At 49.9% G+C, this 18,383-nt stretch carries 13 protein-coding genes; 6 read left to right on the top strand and 7 right to left on the bottom strand.

Going from position 1 to position 18,383, the window contains the following annotated elements:
* Positions 1-35 precede the first annotated feature (35 nt).
* Genes xseA through KJS94_RS14140 form a run of 3 tightly spaced genes read left to right on the top strand, consistent with a single transcriptional unit; the run spans position 36 to position 2,155 of the window.
* Positions 36-1,475 (top strand): exodeoxyribonuclease VII large subunit, encoded by a 1,440-nt coding sequence (xseA, locus tag KJS94_RS14150; protein ID WP_214448130.1) that lies wholly within the window; start codon positions 36-38, stop codon positions 1,473-1,475.
* Entirely contained in the window at positions 1,453-1,662 is a 210-nt protein-coding gene (gene xseB, locus KJS94_RS14145) for an exodeoxyribonuclease VII small subunit (protein WP_214448129.1), read from the top strand. Before xseA ends, xseB begins: the two co-directional genes overlap by 23 nt.
* 1 nt (position 1,663) lies before the next feature.
* Positions 1,664-2,155 carry a GNAT family N-acetyltransferase gene (locus KJS94_RS14140; RefSeq protein ID WP_214448128.1) on the top strand — a complete coding sequence of 164 codons (492 nt, stop codon included), beginning with the start codon at positions 1,664-1,666 and terminating at the stop codon, positions 2,153-2,155.
* A 294-nt stretch (positions 2,156-2,449) separates the two neighbouring features.
* On the opposite strand, the gene KJS94_RS14135 is transcribed toward KJS94_RS14140, so the two are convergent.
* Positions 2,450-5,317 (bottom strand): DEAD/DEAH box helicase, encoded by a 2,868-nt coding sequence (locus KJS94_RS14135; protein ID WP_214448127.1) that lies wholly within the window; start codon positions 5,315-5,317, stop codon positions 2,450-2,452.
* A gap of 158 nt (positions 5,318-5,475) precedes the next feature.
* Positions 5,476-6,063: a YceI family protein gene (locus tag KJS94_RS14130; RefSeq protein WP_239804179.1), complete on the bottom strand. Its 588-nt coding sequence runs from the start codon at positions 6,061-6,063 to the stop codon at positions 5,476-5,478.
* A 337-nt stretch (positions 6,064-6,400) separates the two neighbouring features.
* On the opposite strand from KJS94_RS14130, the gene KJS94_RS14125 reads away from it, so the two are divergent.
* Entirely contained in the window at positions 6,401-9,550 is a 3,150-nt protein-coding gene (locus KJS94_RS14125) for a VPS10 domain-containing protein (protein ID WP_214448125.1), read from the top strand.
* An 83-nt stretch (positions 9,551-9,633) separates the two neighbouring features.
* Here the strand turns inward: KJS94_RS14125 and KJS94_RS14120 are convergent, their stop codons facing one another.
* Together KJS94_RS14120 and KJS94_RS14115 are read right to left on the bottom strand one after the other, a co-directional pair.
* Positions 9,634-10,305 carry a hypothetical protein gene (locus KJS94_RS14120; protein WP_214448124.1) on the bottom strand — a complete coding sequence of 224 codons (672 nt, stop codon included), beginning with the start codon at positions 10,303-10,305 and terminating at the stop codon, positions 9,634-9,636.
* 71 nt (positions 10,306-10,376) lie between these two features.
* A complete protein-coding gene (locus KJS94_RS14115; RefSeq protein WP_214448123.1) occupies positions 10,377-10,871 on the bottom strand; it encodes a thermonuclease family protein in 495 nt (164 codons plus the stop codon).
* A gap of 144 nt (positions 10,872-11,015) precedes the next feature.
* Here KJS94_RS14115 and KJS94_RS14110 point away from each other — a divergent pair, with 144 nt between their 5' ends.
* Positions 11,016-13,172: a GH92 family glycosyl hydrolase gene (locus tag KJS94_RS14110; protein ID WP_214448122.1), complete on the top strand. Its 2,157-nt coding sequence runs from the start codon at positions 11,016-11,018 to the stop codon at positions 13,170-13,172.
* 41 nt (positions 13,173-13,213) lie between these two features.
* Entirely contained in the window at positions 13,214-14,236 is a 1,023-nt protein-coding gene (locus KJS94_RS14105; protein WP_214448121.1) for an aminotransferase class I/II-fold pyridoxal phosphate-dependent enzyme, read from the top strand.
* A gap of 18 nt (positions 14,237-14,254) precedes the next feature.
* Here KJS94_RS14105 and KJS94_RS14100 read toward each other — a convergent pair whose 3' ends face one another.
* From KJS94_RS14100 to KJS94_RS14090, 3 genes are read right to left on the bottom strand one after another with little or no spacing between them, the layout of a single operon-like run.
* On the bottom strand, positions 14,255-16,183 hold the full coding sequence (locus KJS94_RS14100) for an FAD-dependent oxidoreductase (protein ID WP_214448120.1): 1,929 nt from the start codon (positions 16,181-16,183) through the stop codon (positions 14,255-14,257).
* 57 nt (positions 16,184-16,240) lie between these two features.
* Complete coding sequence (locus tag KJS94_RS14095; protein WP_239804178.1) at positions 16,241-17,152, bottom strand: CE1 family esterase; 912 nt, start codon at positions 17,150-17,152, stop codon at positions 16,241-16,243.
* On the bottom strand, positions 17,142-18,383 hold the full coding sequence (locus tag KJS94_RS14090; RefSeq protein ID WP_214448119.1) for a sugar MFS transporter: 1,242 nt from the start codon (positions 18,381-18,383) through the stop codon (positions 17,142-17,144). The genes KJS94_RS14095 and KJS94_RS14090 overlap by 11 nt, the downstream gene beginning before the upstream one ends.

The raw sequence follows: 18,383 nt of genomic DNA, 5'->3' as shown, positions 1-18,383 counted from the left end.
CTTATTGCTGCTGAAATCTTCTTATTATTGATGCCATGTCAACTGTGCCGACCATAAGCCTTTCGCAACTCGCTTCCATGATCAAACTGACCCTGGAAGATGCTTTTGCGCGCCAAAGCTTCTGGGTGGTGGCCGATGTGACCAGCCATAATTTCTATTACCAGAAAGGCTATCACTATTTTGACCTGGTGGAGAAGGACAAGCGATCCAACCAGATCCTCGCCAAACTCTCCACTACGGCATGGGGCACTGGCTCCCAAAGGATCAAGGCCTTTGAACAGGAAACAGGACAGCGATTCACCAATGATATCCAGGTATTGGTAAAAGTGGCTGTGGAATACCACCCGGTTTATGGCCTGAAGCTTAACCTGCTGGATATCGATGCCCGGTTTACCTTGGGTGCTATCGAACAGCAAAGACAGGCCACACTGGAACGCTTGTTGAAAGAATGCCCCCAGGACGTTCGAAGGATCGGGGAACAATACCATACCAGCAACCAGTCGCTGCAATTGAACAAGGTGATCCAGTACATTGCCGTACTGAGTTCCAGCTCTTCAGCCGGCTACCAGGATTTCATCCACACACTTTCGCATAACCCTTATGGTTATACCTTCCATGCGGAGCTTTTTCATACGGTGGTGCAGGGCGAGTTCAATGCGGAGGCGATCAATATGAAACTGCAGCAGATCAGGAAAAGCGGGCGCCACTATGATGCCGTGGTGATCATCAGGGGCGGCGGTGCACAAACCGACTTCCTGGTATTCGACCAGTTCCCCCTGGCCAAGACAGTGGCGCAATTCCCCATTCCCGTGATCACCGGTATCGGTCACCAAAAGAATGAGACCATTGTGGACCTGATGGCACATACCGCCACCAAAACCCCCACCAAAGCGGCGGAACTCATTATCCAGCACAATGCCAGTTTTGAGGCAGAACTGGTTACGGCCCAGCGGGATATCATCATCAAATGCCAGCAATTGCTGCATCGCGAAGCAAGGGCGGTCAACACCATTCACCACAATGTGATCAACCTTTCACGCGACCTGCTCGACAATCAACGGTATTCACTGGGCAGACTACAACAGGACCTGGGCACGCAAGCGCGACAACTGCTGTTTGATAACAGATCAGCATTGAATAACGCAGCCTCACTGGTAAGCAGGAAACCGTTGTCGATGCTGGCGGTAGAACAACAACAGATCATTCACTATAAGGAGCGGTTAAAACTGCTCATGAAACAATATCTCCGCAACAGGAAACAGGACCTGGAGCACCGGATCAGTTTGTTCAGGATGGCTTCACCGGAACAGATCATGAAGAGGGGTTTTGCCCTGGTGAAGGTGGACGGCAAGATCACGGCCAACCCCGACCAGATCGAGCCGGGACAAACCATCAGCGTGATCCTGTCGGCAACGGAGATCAAAGCAATTGTAGAATCAAAAAAATTGTACGATGGACCAGCAATTGACCTATGAATCGGCTTATGAAGAATTGATGCAGATCGCGCAGGAGATCGAGAATGAAACCATATCCATCGACCTGCTGGCAGAAAAGGTAAAGCGTGCATCCGAACTGATCGCCTTTTGCCAATCGAGGCTGCGCTCCACAGAAACAGAGTTGAACAAGATCATCAGCCAGATGGAAAACAAACCGGAGGAATAATATGGACCCACAACTAAGGCCGGCCGAAGCAACCGACTTCAACTTTTTCTATGAGCTATACATGCATCCCGATGTCAATCCCTACCTGCTCTATGAATGGATGGGCGAAGAGGAGTTCCGTCCCGTCTGGCAGGAGCTGATGGACAAGCAGGTCTTGTATGTGCTGGAGGCAGGTAGCGAACCGGTGGGCATGTGCAAACTGGTACCCCAATACCATCGCAATAGCCATATGGTATACCTGGGTGGTGTGGCCATCCATCCCGACCATGGCGGCAAGGGCTATGGCAAATCCCTGATGGAAGCCATCATCCAAAAAGCGAAAGCAAATGGTATTAAGCGGATAGAATTGAGTACAGCTGTTGACAATGAAAGAGCCATCCGCCTGTATGAACGTTCAGGTTTTCAGATCGAAGGCCGGCTGCGCAACTATACCTGGCTGAAAAGTGAGGAAAGGTTCATTGATGAATACCTGATGAGTTGGTTGGAGGGATAGATCATTTTGACTTATGCATCGGGGTCCCCTTCGGGAGACCCCGCTGAGGTTACATCGAATGCATCAAGGTCCCTTTCAGGAGACCCCGCTGAGGTTACATCGAATGCATCAAGGTCCCTTTCAGGAGACCACGCTGAGGTTACATCGAATGCATCGGGGCCCCTTTCAGGAGACCCCGCTGAAGTGGTAGTGATGATATTTCTTCACCCCAGCAGGGTCTCCCGCAGGGGACCCTGATGAGGTGAAGATGTGGGTACACGGTAGCTCACGAAAGGGACCCCGATGAATAAATCCTTACTCGAACAAATACCTCAGATCCTCTTCACTCAGTTCCTTCACGAAGGAATCATCCTCCGTCACCAAAGCATCCGACAACATCCGCTTGCGCTGTTGCAGTTCAATGATCTTCTCTTCTATACTATCCTTACAGATCATCTGGTAAGCAAATACATTCTTCGTTTGTCCGATACGGTAAGCCCGGTCAATGGCCTGCTGCTGCACTGCGGTATTCCACCAGGGATCCACCAGGAATACATAATCGGCAGCCGTGAGCGTTAGACCCGTATTGCCTGCTTTCAGGCTGATCAGGAAGACCATTACCTCATTGCCTTCTTCCTGGAATTGCGCCACCATCTCCGAACGCTTCGCCGGTGGTGTATCCCCATCGAAATGGTAAAATTTGATGCCTGAACGCTTACAAGCGTCCCCGATCATTTGCAACATGCCTTTGAACTGCGAAAATACCAGCACCTTATTGTTGCGGAGGTTATGTTGCAGTTCATCCAGCAATACTTCGATCTTCACGGCCGGTGATTGCTGGTAGCCCGCCTCACCCAGTAATTGCGGCGCGGCACAGATCTGGCGCAGCTTCTGCATCCCCTGGAGGATAGACAGTTTGCTCTTGCCCAGTCCGTCATTCTTGATATTCAGGAACAGGCTGTCGCGGATCTGGCCTTTTACCTCTTCATATAATGCTTTCTGCTCAACCCCCATCTCACACCAGAGCACGGATTCTGTCTTGGGCGGCAGGTCTGTAGCCACCTGTTTCTTGGTACGCCGCAGGATGAAGGGTGCGGTCATCTTCTGCAATGCCCTGATCTTTTCCTCATCGTGTTCCCGGTCGATCGGGTGGGCATATACTTTCCGGAAGAACTCCTGTCCGCCGAACAGCCCCGGCACCAGGAACTGCAGCTGGGCATAGAGATCAAAAGTATTGTTCATCACGGGCGTTCCGCTCAGGGCAACCCTTGCTTTTGCTTTCAATTGGTAAACCGCCCGGGTGATCTGCGCCGATGGGTTCTTGATCGTATGGCTCTCATCCAGCACTACGGCAGCCCATTGCACCAATTGCAGTTGTTCAATATCACTGCGCATGGTTCCATAGCTGGTGATCAGCACCTGGGCATCTTCCTTGAAGAACTGCTCCATATTGCGCTGGGTACTATGGTAAACAGACGCTTTCAGATGGGGCGCGAATTTTTCCAGTTCTTTCCGCCAGTTATGGATCAGGCTCGCCGGGCACACGATCATATACTTGCCATTGGCCTCCCTTTCATTCAGGTAGGCCAGGAAGCAAATGGTCTGCAGGGTCTTACCCAAACCCATATCATCTGCGAGGCAGGCGCCCGCATCGATCTCCGCCAACAGGCACATCCACTCAAACCCTTTTTGCTGGTAGGGACGAAGGGTAGCTTTGATAGTAGCAGGCAAACTGATTACAGTGTGATCTTCTTCCTGCCATTTGGTCCAGCGGTTCCACCATTCCTGGCTGATGGCCGGACGGGTACTCGCTTCATTCTCCTCAAGGTCGATGCCCAACAGGATCCACTGGGGGATCACCACCTCGTTCTTGCTGATCTTACCGTGCTTGAGGATGGCACTGTATTGGGCCATCCATTTATCATCGAGGATGGCAATGGAATGGTCCTTCAGCAAGAGGCTACGCTGGCCGGCCAATAACAGCTTCTGCAGTTCATTCAACTGCACTTCCTCTTTGCCAAAACCCACCTTCATGTGCAGGTGCATGATGCTGTCAACGGTCTTGCTTATGCGCAATTCGGTTTGTACCGGATAGGGGGAATAACGGAACTGCTGCAGCATTTCCATGCCGATCAGCTCCACATTATCCGCCAGCAATTGGTGGTATACTTTCAGGAACCAATGCTTCTTCTTGGCCTCGGAAAAGGGCAGGTAGAAATACCCATTCAACTGCCTTCCGAAAGTCGGGTGCAGCCCTTGCAAAAAGTCATGGAAGCCTTGCTCAGCTTCCTTATCGCGATACACCACATAGGTTTCGCCATTGCGGTTGAACTCCTGGATCATTTGCCAGGGGCCTTCCACCCAGAAGCCGTCGTAGTTGTAACGAGGTGTCAGCATCAGGAAGTTGCCGCTGATCTCACTCAGGTATACCGCGTTCACCGGCGGCACCTTCACTTCCTGCTTATTAAGGAGACCGGACACTTCAACCGGGTAATCGGTCTGCAGTTTACTGACCACATGTTCGGAGAAGGCCACCGGGTCTTTCGCATAATCATCCGGGTTATTCGCCTCCAGCCACCTTAGGGTCTGGTGGTCCAGGTAGCTCAAAAGGTAATATTCCTTCCCCCGCTGCAGGAATAGGGTATGAAGGATGAAAGCTTCCAAAGGAGTGGTTTCACCATCCAGTTGCACAAAGGTTTCTAACCCAAGGGACCCTTCCTCATTCCTTCCCACTTTAAAAGATAGCTTCGGCTGATTAGGTGAGAGGACACAGGGTTCTGTAAGGTGGTTACCCGTTTTGGGATTGACGGAACGATGGTAGATCGGCAGTTCCCGGGCAAGGGGCAGCGCCTGTTGCAACAGTTGCTGCAGTTGACGGACAAAGGACCTTTCGATATAGGCATGTAAGGAAGTGCCGGCCTTCTGTTTGGCATGGGTCCGGGTGATCTCCTGAACCAGCAAGGCCAGGGCAGGGTCGCCCAGGCGAATGAGCAATTCCCTCCATTCCTTCGGTTGCTGGCGGAAATGTTTGTCCACCGACTCCTCGGTCATCGGCTCCTGCGCATACTCGATCCCCCGGTTCGATTTGATGATATGGAAGACCTGCAGGGGCGACCAGCGCTGGTCGATCCGGGCAGGCTTAAGGAACAAGGCTATTTTGGTCTGGACGTTGGATACTGCCATAAGGGCAGCAAAGATAAGGAGGCGGGAATAGCGGAAAGGGGCAGATGGAAAATTCTGGAGCAGCAGGACCTGTAGGCATCTTACAGGGTTTTCCGGGTAAAAAATAGCCACTCCCGTTGGAGCGGCTATTGGAAAAATTTCACACTATTGGGAGGGCATTATTTCACTTCGTCCAGTTCCACCTTGATGGTCACTTCCACTTCTTTGCTTACTACCAGGCTACCGGTCTCGGTGGCGCGATCCCACTTCAGGTTGTAGTCAAAGCGGTTGATGGTAGTGGTGGCCTTGAAGCCGGCTTTCTTACCGCGTTGGCCATTGATGGTACCGCCATAGGTAACATCAAAGGAAACAGGCTTGGTAACGTCGCGGATGGTGAGGTTACCGTTCAGTTTGTATTTGTTATTGCCGAGGGGCTGCATGGAAGTGCTTTCAAACTTAATGGTAGGGAATTTCTCGGCATTGAAGAAATCATCGCTCTTCAGGTGCTTGTCACGGTTTTCGTTTTCTGTGTTAATGGAGTTCACGTCAACGGAGAACACAACCTTGGCATCGGAGAAGTCGGGCTTGGTATGCTCTACCGTTCCGTCCCAGATCTTGAAGGTTCCCTCGGTCTCGGAAACTACCATGTGTGTAACGGAAAAACGTACATTGGAGTGGGCCTTGTCCAGCTTCCATTTGGTTTGGGCAGATGCAGCCGTGGCCAGGAATAATCCCGCAGCAGCCAGGATGGTGTTCAGTTTTCTCATAATTTTCATTTTTGTTGTTTCAACACTAAGGTAGGGGATTTTGTTTGAAGAAGGCAGCAGGATCCTTTAACAGCTGACGCTGGTGGGGAAGACCCGCCTACGCTAAGGCTGCGGCGGGCGAGGTGTAGGGATGTGGTGATGTGTTCCCTCCTTCGCTTTGCTTCGGCGGGCGAGGTGCGTTAGAAATGAAAAATTGGATTGGCGAAGCCAACTCTTACACTCAATTCAGCCCCTTCCCCCAAACCAGCTTACTTTTCCGCCTCTCATCACAAACCCCAATGGCTATGCGCCGAATGGCTTAATTTCCCTTCTTAAAACTTTCCTGAACATGACACTCATGAGAACCACTCTCCTGGCAGGCTCGTTGCTGGCCTTATCGGCTATTGCCGTAGAGGCCCAGCAGGTTAAGCTCGATCAGTTCAAAAACTGGAAGCCCCGTAATATCGGCCCCGCCGGTATGAGCGGCCGCATCACCGCCATCGACGCGGTGGTCGACAATCCCAACATCATCTATTTAGGCGCCGCCTCCGGTGGCGTATGGAAGACCGAAAATGGTGGCACCGAATGGAAATCCCTCTTCGATGACCAGCCCATCCTGAACATCGGTTCCATCGCCATCCAGCAAAGCAACCCCAACATCGTTTGGGTGGGTACCGGTGAGGGCAACCCCCGCAACTCCATCAATATCGGCGAGGGTATCTACAAAAGCCTGGATGCCGGCAAGACCTGGCAACGCATGGGACTCGAAAAGACCCGCAATATCCATCGCGTGATCATCGACCCCACTAACCCCAATACGGTATATGCCGGGGCCATCGGTAACCCTTACGCCGAACATCCCGAACGCGGTGTGTTCAAAACAACAGACGGCGGCCAGACCTGGAACAAGATCCTCTACACCAACGACACTTCCGGTGTGGCGGACATGATCATGGACCCCTCCAACCCCAATAAGCTCTTCGCCGGCATGTGGCAGCACCGCCGTACCCCCTGGAGTTTCAGCTCCGGAGGTAAGGGCAGCGGCCTGTACATGACCATCGACGGTGGTAAGAACTGGAAGAAACTGGGCAAGGAGAACGGTCTGCCTTCTGGCGACTACGGCCGTATCGGCCTGGCCATTTCCCGCAGCAACCCCAATGTGGTATACGCACTGGTGGAAGCCACCAAGAACGGCCTCTACAAGAGCGAAGACGGCGGTTACAACTGGAAACTCGTGAACGATAAGCCGGAATGGGTGACCAACCGCCCCTTCTACTTCCAGGAGATCGCAGTGGACCCGCAGAACGAAAACAGGCTATGGCTGATCTACCAGATGATCGCCGTGAGCGAGGATGGTGGCAAGGATTTCAGGGTAGTGATCCCCTATAATGGTATCCACCCCGACCACCACGCCTTCTGGATCCATCCAAAGGATAACAAGTTCATCATCGACGGTAATGATGGCGGTATCGGTATCACCCGCGATATGGGCAAGAACTGGATGTTCGATGAGAAGCTGCCGGTGGGCCAGTTCTACCATATCAATGTAGATAATGAAATGCCTTACAACGTAATGGGAGGCATGCAGGATAATGGTAGCTGGCGCGGACCCGCTTATACCTGGATCAGCGGCGGCATCAAGAACTATTACTGGGAGAGCCTCTGGGGTGGTGATGGCTTCGATGCCATGCCCGATCCCGATGACGCCAACTGGGTATATGCCGAAAGCCAGGGTGGCTTCGTAGGCCGCTACAATATCAAGACCGGCGAGCAGTGGTTCATCCGTCCTGCACCCGCCGACCTGAATGTTCAGTTCCGTTTCAACTGGAACGCAGCCATGGCCCAGGATCCTTTTGACAAGAACACCATTTACTACGGCAGCCAGTACCTGCACAAGAGCACCAATAAAGGGGTGAGCTGGGAACTGATCTCCGGCGACCTCACCACCAACGATTCTTCCAAGATCGACCAGAGCAAGAATGGTGGCCTTAGCCTCGATATCACCGGTGCCGAGAACCATTGTACCATCCTTACCATCGCGCCTTCTGCCAAAGAGAAAGGGGTGATCTGGGTTGGTACCGATGATGGCAATGTACAGCTGACCCGCGACGGCGGAAAGACCTGGACCAATTTCCGTGGCAAGATCCCCGGTATGCCAATTGGCGCCTGGATACCGCAGATCCAGGCATCCCGCCATAATGCCGGCGAAGCCTTCGTTACCGTGAACGATTACCGCAGGGGTGATTTCAAGCCTTATATCTTCCGCACTACTGATTATGGCAAGACCTGGACCAGGATGGTGGATGAGAAGAAGGTGGTGGGTTATGCGCTCTGCATGATCCAGGACCCCACACAGCCCAACCTGATCTTTGTAGGTACCGAACAAGGACTTTGGGTAAGCATGGACAATGGCGTTAGCTTCCAGCAGTGGAAGAACGGCTATCCATCCGTTTCTACTTACGATATGGCCATCCAGGAGCGCGAAGCCGACCTGGCGATCGCCACTTTTGGCCGCGCCATCTGGATCCTGGATGATATCCGCCCCTTGCGCGATCTGGCCGCCAACAAAGGCGTGGCACCCGGCAAGGCGATTAAGGTCTTCGAATCGCCCAAAGCCTACCAGGCTTCTTACCGCAACGCCCCCGGCTATGAATGGAGCACCTGGGGGATCTGGGATGCAGAGAACCGCAAACCCGGCGCACCTGTTTCCTTCTTTGTTGATCCTTCAAAGTTGGACAGCCTTTCTAAAAAGAAGGCCGATAGCGTAGGCGTGAAGATCTATAATGACAAGAACGAACTGATCCGCAACCTGAAATGGAAAGTGGACAGTGGCTATAACCGCAATTACTGGGGCATGGAAGAGAAGGGTGTTCGCAGGCCCGGTTCACCCAAACCCAAGGCAGGGGCACCCGAGCCTGGTGGTGAACAAGTGCTGCCCGGCAACTACAAAGTGGTAGTTACCCTGGGCAATGCTGCAGATAGCACCCTGCTCAGCGTGAATGATGATCCCCGTTTCGGTAACCGCAACGAGGTTCGCATTGCCCAGGCTCAATTGCGTGATCGCCTGCGCAAGAGCAGCGATAAGCTGACCGAAGGCATGGACCGCCTGACCGAAGCAGAAGATATCACCAAAAAACTGGAAGCCCAGTTGAAGGATATCACCGGTAAGGAAGCAGATACCCTTCGTACTGCAGGAAAGAAAATGCAGGATGAGATCAAGGCCATCCGCGAATTCATCAATGGCAAGACCATCGAACGCCAGGGTTATGGTCGCCCGCAGCAACCACCCACAACCATGAGCACCCTGCAGCAGGCCAATATGTATATTGGCGCAAAGGGATTGAAGCCTGGTCCCCATGAGGAGCAGCTGGTGGCCAATGCCGAGACCAAAATCAACGAGGCGGTGGTGAAGATCAACCAGTTCTTCGACAGCAAGTGGAAGGACTACCGCAAGCTGGTAGAAAGCACCCCGGTCAAGCTGTTCAAGGACTACACACCAATACAGTAAGACCTTAAGCAATAAAAAGTGGCTATCGCTTGATAGCCACTTTTTTTATGGAACGCCTTGCCAGATCCTTACGGATAGCCGGGTTAATTTGCGATAATGCTCAGTCGGTTGGCTTCTTTTAAGAAGGGAACATATTTCCAGGCGGCCACCACCCCACCACAGCGCAATCTGTCATAATCCGTTCGCTTCTTCCTCGACTCCCGCTTCTTCGCATCAAAACTCCACCTGACCAATAAGGTTCCTGCGTTTTCGTCCACATCAACGATTTCGAGGTTAGCATCCGAAGGCTTCCATACCTCTTCCCCGTCGGGTGTCCTTAACACCACCCTGATATCGAAATGGGCCTTATTGGCGATCTTCAGGATCTTGATGATGTCCTTTGTAGTGTTGACCTCATTCTTCAGTGAACCAGGACCATCCTGTTCCCACTCGCCACGGTCCGGAATGATGGGTTTGAACAGGTTCATCTGCTTGACCTCACCCTTCTTCAGGTTCTGTTTCAAGTTCAACAAACGAATGACCACCACCCATTCCTCATTGGGTTTACTGGAAGGCCTGAATTGCATTTGCAGTTCCTGTACCCCCTCCTGGTCAGGTGGTAGCAGTTTATGTTGTACGGCATTCGCTGTATCACCCGATTGCCACATGCTGGCACTTAAGGCAGTGGATACCCGGCTGCTGTCCTGGGCATGGAGCCCGGAGCCTGCAAACAAAAGGAAACCCGCAGCCAGGGATCGAAAAAGGATCTTTTTCATGCCGCAAAGAAAATACTGGTTTGCCGATCAAAAATACCGTTCATCCTGATTCACATTAATATGTGAATGGTCTATTGGTTTAGCTTTTTCCTGGACCTGAATTCCCATGGTGCAATAGGATTGGGCTGGCTCCAAATGCCGATCCTCGCTGATCTTGCCGCCTGTTCAGCAGCGTGAAGCTGGCTATTGGCGGAGTACTTCTTAAAATGCCAGGCCAGGCCATTATTCACCAAATCAAGATTCACCCACCTGTTATCTTCCAGGTACACATCAGCGATGATGCGGCCATACTTATCCTTGCCATTTGATTTGATCCTTACTGTTCTTCCGGCTAACAACCGGGAAAGCCTGTCTTTGGCTACCCTGTAGAAGTCCTGTCCTTTTTCGGGCGCATCAATGCCATTCAACCTTATCCTGAATTGGTCCTTGCTTTCGGTGAGCAGGGTAAAAGTGTCCCCGTCGGCCACCTTCACCATCCGACCTGACAAGGTTCCGGAAGAGGGTCTTTCGGTACAGGCACCTGCGATCGCAAGAATGGATAAGGCCAGCAGGAAGAAAAATTTCATAGGCGAGTGAGAATATTTTGGGATGAAGTTAATCATAGGTGCTAATGTGAGGATTTCCTTTGCAAGCTACTTGCAGGAATGGGAAGCATTTTAACCAAATAGTAACCATCTTTACAAGTAATCACCGATCAGCAGAATCAAGCTATGAAAAAGATCATCCTGGCAATAGCCCATATTTTCCTTGTAGCGGGTGCCGATGCCCAAAAACTGGTATCCTTTGTAGATCCCTTCCTGGGCACGGGAGGCCATGGCCATGTTTTCCCCGGGGCAACTGTTCCATTTGGCATGGTACAATTGAGCCCTGATAATGGGGACCAGGGCTGGGATTGGTGCTCCGGCTACCATTATAGTTCCCACACCATTGCCGGCTTCAGCCATACCCACCTGAGCGGCACAGGCATCGGCGATTGGTGTGACATATCGGTACTTCCGCTCACTGATACGGCATCCATCCATTCCAAAAAGATCCTGGTTCCTTTTAGCCATGCCAATGAAAAAGCCTCACCCGGCTATTATGAAGTGAAGCTCGACAATGGCGTGAAGGCTTCCCTGACCGCTACAGACAGGATCGGCTATCACCGCTACCAGTTCCCCGGTCAGGAAGGATGGTTGCGCTTCGATATGGGTTTTGCCATCAACTGGGACAGCGCCACCATGGGCGGGTTGCAACTGCTTGATGACTGTACGCTTATAGGTTACCGTTATTCCACCGGTTGGGCCAAAAACCAGAAGGTCTATTTTGCTGCGCGGTTCTCCCGTTCTATCAGTTCCCATCGTATCCTGATGGCCAGTGGGCAGGAAGGGAAATTCTCCACCGGCAACCAGGTGAAATCCTTGTTACAATTCAATACCCAGGGCCAGCCATTGGAATGCAGGGTAGCACTTAGCAGTGTAGGCACCGAAGCGGCATTGGCGGAATTGCAGGCCGTTACAGCAGGATTTGAAGAGACCGTTAAGGCGGCTGAGGGAAGGTGGGAAAAGGAACTGGAAAAGATCAGGATCAATACCGATAATAAGGACTTCGCCACCAGGTTCTATACAGCCTTGTACCGCACTTGCATGGCTCCGAATCTTTATTCGGATAGGGATGGCCGTTACCATAACAGTAATGGCCTCATTAAAAAACAACCAAAAGGGGATAAGTATACGGTATTTTCCCTCTGGGATACTTTCCGGGCATTGAATCCCCTGTTCACCATCACCCAAACAGAAAGGCTGCCCGACCTGGTCAACAGCATGCTTTCCTTTTACCAGGACAATGGGCTGTTGCCCGTTTGGGACTTGAGCAGTTGGGAAACCAATACCATGACCGGCTACCACGCCTTACCGGTACTGGCGGATGCCATCCTGAAAGGCATCGGGGGCTTTGATGTGAACCTTGCTTATGAGGCGATGTACAAGAGTGCCCACCAGCAGCAGCGGGGGACACCAGCATACATCAGGTATGGCTACTTGCCGCAGGACAAACATGGATGGAGTGTGACCATAACCCTGGAATACGCATTCGACGACTGGTGCATTGCCCAGGTTGCGAAGAAAATCGGGAAGCAGGCCGATTACGAATACTTCATGAAGAGGGCGGGAAGCTACAAGAACCTGTTCGACCCTGCAAGCGGTTTCATGCGCGGAAAGGACAGCCTGGGTAAATTCATCGAACCTTTCGATCCGCTGCTTTCAGAACACGGATTTGAAGGCCAGTATATAGAAGGAACGGCCTGGCAACATAGCTTCTTTGTTCCCCATGATGTGGAAGGCCTTGCCGTATTGTATGGTGGCAAGGAAAAACTTGTTAAGAAACTGGATGAGCTGTTCAGCAGCAGCTCTGAATTACATGGGGAGAATGTGTCCGCAGATGTAAGCGGACTGATCGGCCAATATGCGCATGGCAATGAACCCAGCCACCATATCATTTACCTGTATACGAAACTTGGTCATCCCGAAAAGGCCGCGGAGAAGATCAGGATAGTAGTGGATAGTATGTACAAGAGCGGACCTGACGGCTTAAGCGGTAATGATGACTGCGGCCAGATGAGTGCCTGGCTGGTTTGGACCAGCCTGGGTATGTATCCACTGAACCCGGCCTCAGGGGAATATGTATTTGGCTATCCCCTGGTGAACTCGGCTGATATATTTCTGCCCAATGGAAAAACATTAACTATCCGGGTAAAGAAGGCCAAGGACCGTAGGAAGACAGGCATCCAATCAGTACGCTTTAATGGCAGGGAACTCCCTTCGCTTTCCATCCGTCATGCTGATATTATGCAAGGTGGAAATCTTGAATTCCTTATCTCCACCAATTAATCAATAGCTTAGGCGAATTATTAGTGAATCAATACCCAGCAATGTTTCAGGTTAATGCGTTACCAGGCCGCACACTCCTTTCAGGTGGCAAGGAATGGCTCTATTTTGGGGGCACAGCCTATTTGGGATTACCAGGACTTCCCGAATTCCAGGAACTGGTGATCAACAATATCCGCAAATGGGGTACTGCTTATGGAAGTTCCCGGAATGCCAATATCCGGTTAAGTGCATATGCGGAAGGGGAAGCCTTTCTGGCCAAATTAACCGGAACGGAAATGGCGCTAACCGTATCCTCCGGCATGCTGGCAGGAAAACTGGCCATAGAAGCACTAACGGTTGAGAGTAACCGATTTTTTTACCTGCCGGGTCACCACCCTGCCATCTGGGCCGCCAACAGTGAGCCATTCTATACTGATGGTCAGATCAATCCTTCCTTATTGAATGAACAGAAGGAGAAGATCGTTATCCTCACCGATGCCGTTCCCTCTTTTAGTGTGAAAGCCGTTGAACTCAATGACCTTGAAAAGATCTCACCAGCCAAGCAGGTTACATTGGTGGTAGATGAATCGCATACACTTGGCATCCTGGGAAAGAATGGAGGGGGCATACTTTCAGGTATTAGTTATCCCAATATCTCCCGAAAGATCATGGTCAGCTCATTGGGCAAGGCCATGGGACTGACCGGCGGGGTCATCGCAGCAGACGGGGATTTTATCACTTCAATGAGGAAGCTCGATGGCTTCGTGTCCGGTGCAGGTATGCAACCGGCATTCGTGCAGACCATTGCAGAGGCAGGCGCTATTTACCAACAACAACATGAAAGGCTTCAATCAAACACCCGATATCTCTACGAATTACTAAAAGGATACAACAACCTCACAGCAGCTAGTGATTACCCGGCATTCTACCCGCATGATGCGGATAGTTACCAAAAGTTATTGCAACACCATATAATCATCACCCATTTTACCTATCCCACATCGCCCTTGCCGCTGAACAGGATAGTGGTATCGGCCCATCACACCCTTGATGACCTCAACCAATTGGCTAAGGCCTTTGGGTAAAATTTGTCTTGCCTGACATCATTGGCTGGTCACAAAGTTCCCTTCATGATCCACTTGTTTGGCGGCAAAGGGGTTGACCACGCGATCCAGCAGTACTGCCAGCTCGGCCCTCGTAATGGCACGAGTTGGGGAGAAGTTGGTCAACTTCCATTCGGACCAGGCTTTACCCACCGAGGCCTTGAAAGAATTCAGGCTTTTCAGGTGCAGGTCCCCGGGTTTAGCCCAACTAGACAAACGATTCCTCATCTCATAAACGGTTTCCATGGCCGCATCGATGGTCAGTTCGCCAGCCCCGGATTTCCCTTTTACCGCTGGATCAAATGCCTCCAGGTCTTTGTAGAACTGGTTGGCCGCAATGGTGGAATCGGGATAGAACCAGGTCTGGTTGGCCCATTTATAGGGCACCCCCTTCCCTTGCAATATACCGGTAACACCTATGCGCTGGATGGCTGCAAAATGCGGATGAGCCGGAGTCACATCAATGAAGGGCAGCAGGAAAGCACCGGCATTCAGCAGTTGTTCCTGCACTGCGCGAACGCTGATCCCCTCAGGAAGTTTATGGGACCGGATGGCCAGTGCGGCCAGCACCCCCGCGGCCTGCCCGGTAAGGAGTACAACCGGCTGTAAGCGGGTAGTCCCATTTACGACATTACTGACACTGATCCCTTTTTCCGCAACGATCAGGTTGCCCCCCTGCCTTGGCAGCATGGCCCCTAAGGGTACACTATAGGATGGAATGGGATAGAACTCAAGGTGCTGGGGAGCATCAAGGTTTTTCTTATGGTGATGGTCGATCGGGTAATCACCCACCGAGATACCTGTCCGGTAAAGCGCTGTTCCATTGTCGTAGGGATCGGCAATATGGTTGATGGTCAGCCTGATCTTCCCCTTCACCCTTCTTCCTTCCCGGTGGTAAGGCATCAGGGCCAGTCGATCAGGACTTGGAAACTCATCATGGGCCAGTCCAAGGTTCTTATAACCTAACTGTGTCTGGATGAAATACACAAACCTTAGGGTGGTAGCCTTGGCCTTCTCCAGTTCCCTTTCCCTTTGGGCAGGTTCCATCTCCACAATATTGAGATAAGTATCATTGCCCCTGTTGGGCCAGTTCAGCATGTATTTTCCATTGGGGAGCTTACCATAATCCAGCAGCTTTGCCGCATCTGCGGATGGTTTGGGGAGGGATTTGTTGAGGTAATAGTCAGTGCAGGCCCCATCGAATTCAGCCGGGTCATAGCCTGCAGGCTTTACGATGGTGCAGTCGGCAGCAGGTCCGTAGTCCTTCAGGATAGCCACATAGGTAAGGTCCTGAACGATGGAATTGGATTGGGTTACCCCTACCTTCTCGCCGGTAAAGGATCCGGCTTCCATGCCCAGGTCATAGTCCATACCGGCATTCGCCAGCACATCACCCAACTCGGTTGCATCAATTATAATGGTAGCCTCCACCTGGAGTCGCTTGCCCTTGTCGTTTACAAACTGGGCCCCTTTCAGCAAACCACCCGATCCGGGGATCACCTTTTCAAATCGCCAGCCCTGCAAAACATTGAGGTACTCCTTCTCTGCAGCCACCATTACTTTCCAAATGCTGTCGCCTACATATGGTTCAAACTGGGTATTGCTGACCCAGCCGGTTTCCAGTGCCTTTGGGCTCCCATAATGGGCGTATAGTTTTTGGCGAAACTCCTGCCACAATCCGGAAGGCAGGCGGTGGTTACCATCGGTTGCCGATACCCCGGCAGCCGTCAACATCCCACCAAGCCAGGGAAGGGGCTCCACCACTAGGGTCTTTACTTTCAGGCGGGCAGCCTGGATGCCTGCAGCAGTACCACCGGTTCCGCCACCGATCACCAAAACTTCAGCACGCTTAACTATTTGCGCTTGAATAAAGGTTGCATCAATTAATAAGAATAAAATAAGTATTCTCTGAGGCTTTCTAAAGATCATTTGGGTAAAATGGAACAATACAAAATACTGAAAGTTCCTATAATCCTATAAATGATATTAATTTAAATGTAATCGAAAAAACTCCCAACTTGTGACATATACATCTATATCTCCAGGATAACTATGCTCACCATTAATCACTTTTAAAAACTCAACAAATGGCTTTCCATTCTTTAAATAGGTATACCGCTCAATGCGTTTTCCGTCAGCGGTGTCAATATCCGGTAATACAGTAAGGGATGGAGGCTGTTGGCAATTTGCTAAACTCACCCAGTATTCAACGGTTGACTCGGTTGATCGAACCTTTCCAAATTTTACAGGCAATAAATTAATTTCACCTCCTTGATATGGATTGGTGGCATCATTCGTACCATTAATTACCATTACCGGAACAGGCTTATTTGAAACGACACAATCCATATTGGACAGGTCAGGTAAACTCGCAACAATTGCACTAATAGCCTTAATCTTTTTTGGCATGGTTAACGCCAGTTTATATGCCATATGTCCACCCCCTGAAAAACCAATGGCGAACACATTAGATTTTGAAGCTTTAAACCTTTTAGAGAAATAATCAATCATATAATTAAAAAATAATTCCTCTCTAATGTTAAATAAATTAGGCGTGGTGTTTGCATTCTTACGGCATTCATTCCAGAATCTATTATATCCATCAGGATAAACTAAAAGTAAGCCTTCAGTAGCAGCTCGCGCCTCCAACTCTTTTGTGTAATTCATCATAGACTGACCAGTTCCACCTGACCCATGCAACACAAAAACAAGTGACTTTACCTTGTTACTGTGAACCGGTTTCAAATAATGAAAATGGCGCATATGACCATCAATTACAACTGAATCAGAAATCACATCAGCGTAAACATTGAATGGGGTAAAAAGACTCATAAATAAAGCAACAACCAAAACAAATGAAATGGACACCATGCCATCTGAAGCAATACTATTTTTCATCTTTGAAAATTAATTTTATCTGATAAATACCAAATGCAAGAAGATACAAGTAGCAAAATGCAGGAATCATATACGCCATCTCCCAATTATATCGATCCTTTACATAGCCTTGTAAGTAAGTCACAATTGCTCCTCCAACGATTGCAGTAGAAAGATATCCGGATGCCCGATTCGCATACTTACCTAATCCCTTTATGGATAATGAAAACACAATTGCAAATAAAACAGAATTAAAAAGCCCAATAAGTGCCATGCTCCAAACAGCTATTTCTCCCTTCGTAGCCAAAGAAAGCAATATCAATATAATAGAAGTGAAAGAACAGAAGATGAGCATAAGCGCTGGTCTGCATGAATTCAAAAGATAAGCACCCAAAATTCTGCCAACAATCATGCTACCCCAATATATAGCCACAAAGAAATTGGCATCATCTACTCCGATTTGCAAAGTGTCAGAGATATAATTGGTAAGGAATGTTCCAATTGAGACTTCTGCACCAACATACATAAATATACCAATTACACCGAATAATAAAGATGGATTCCCTATTAGAGAAAACTCACCATTTGTGTCATATGAAACATTATTATTCAACTCAGGCATACTAAGCCTTGATACTACATAGGCAATAAGAACCAATACTAATGCAATCACTGCATACTGAATTTGTATTGGCAGATTAGAATCCATTACATTCTTGGAAGAAAGTAGGAAAGCTGTTCCAACTATTGGCGCAACTGTCGTTCCAATTGAACCTATTGCCTGCAATAGGGTGAGACGAGAAGAAGCTTTATGAGCGGGACCAAGGATAGCAGCATAAGGATTAGCGGTTACCTGAAGCAAAACAACTCCTACTGCCATTACAAAAAGGGCTACCAAGAAATAATTATAATTATCCAATAGAGTAGCTGGTATAAAAAGAATTGCCCCGGCAGCAGTAATACAAAAACCCAGGGTAATACCTGTCCTATAACCTATCCTTGAAACAAGCCTGCCCGATGGTATTGAAACAATTCCGTAAGTAAGGAAAAAGTAAAACTGTACCAAGGAAGAATCAGCATAACTTAAATTAAACCGATTTCTAAAATAAGGAACCAATGAATCATTTAAACAGGTAATAAAACCCATTAAAAAATATAGAACGCCTAATGAACATAGTGCAGGAAAATATGATTGCCGATTATATGTTTCATTTGAAGATAGACTGGTGTCTTGCATTCCAATCAATGCCAT

Source organism: Flavihumibacter rivuli (assembly GCF_018595685.2).
In the GTDB taxonomy this organism is placed as follows: Bacteria; Bacteroidota; Bacteroidia; order Chitinophagales; family Chitinophagaceae; genus Flavihumibacter; species Flavihumibacter rivuli.
The sequence above is the reverse complement of the archived record's forward strand: the minus strand, read 5'-3'. Positions and strand labels throughout refer to the sequence as shown.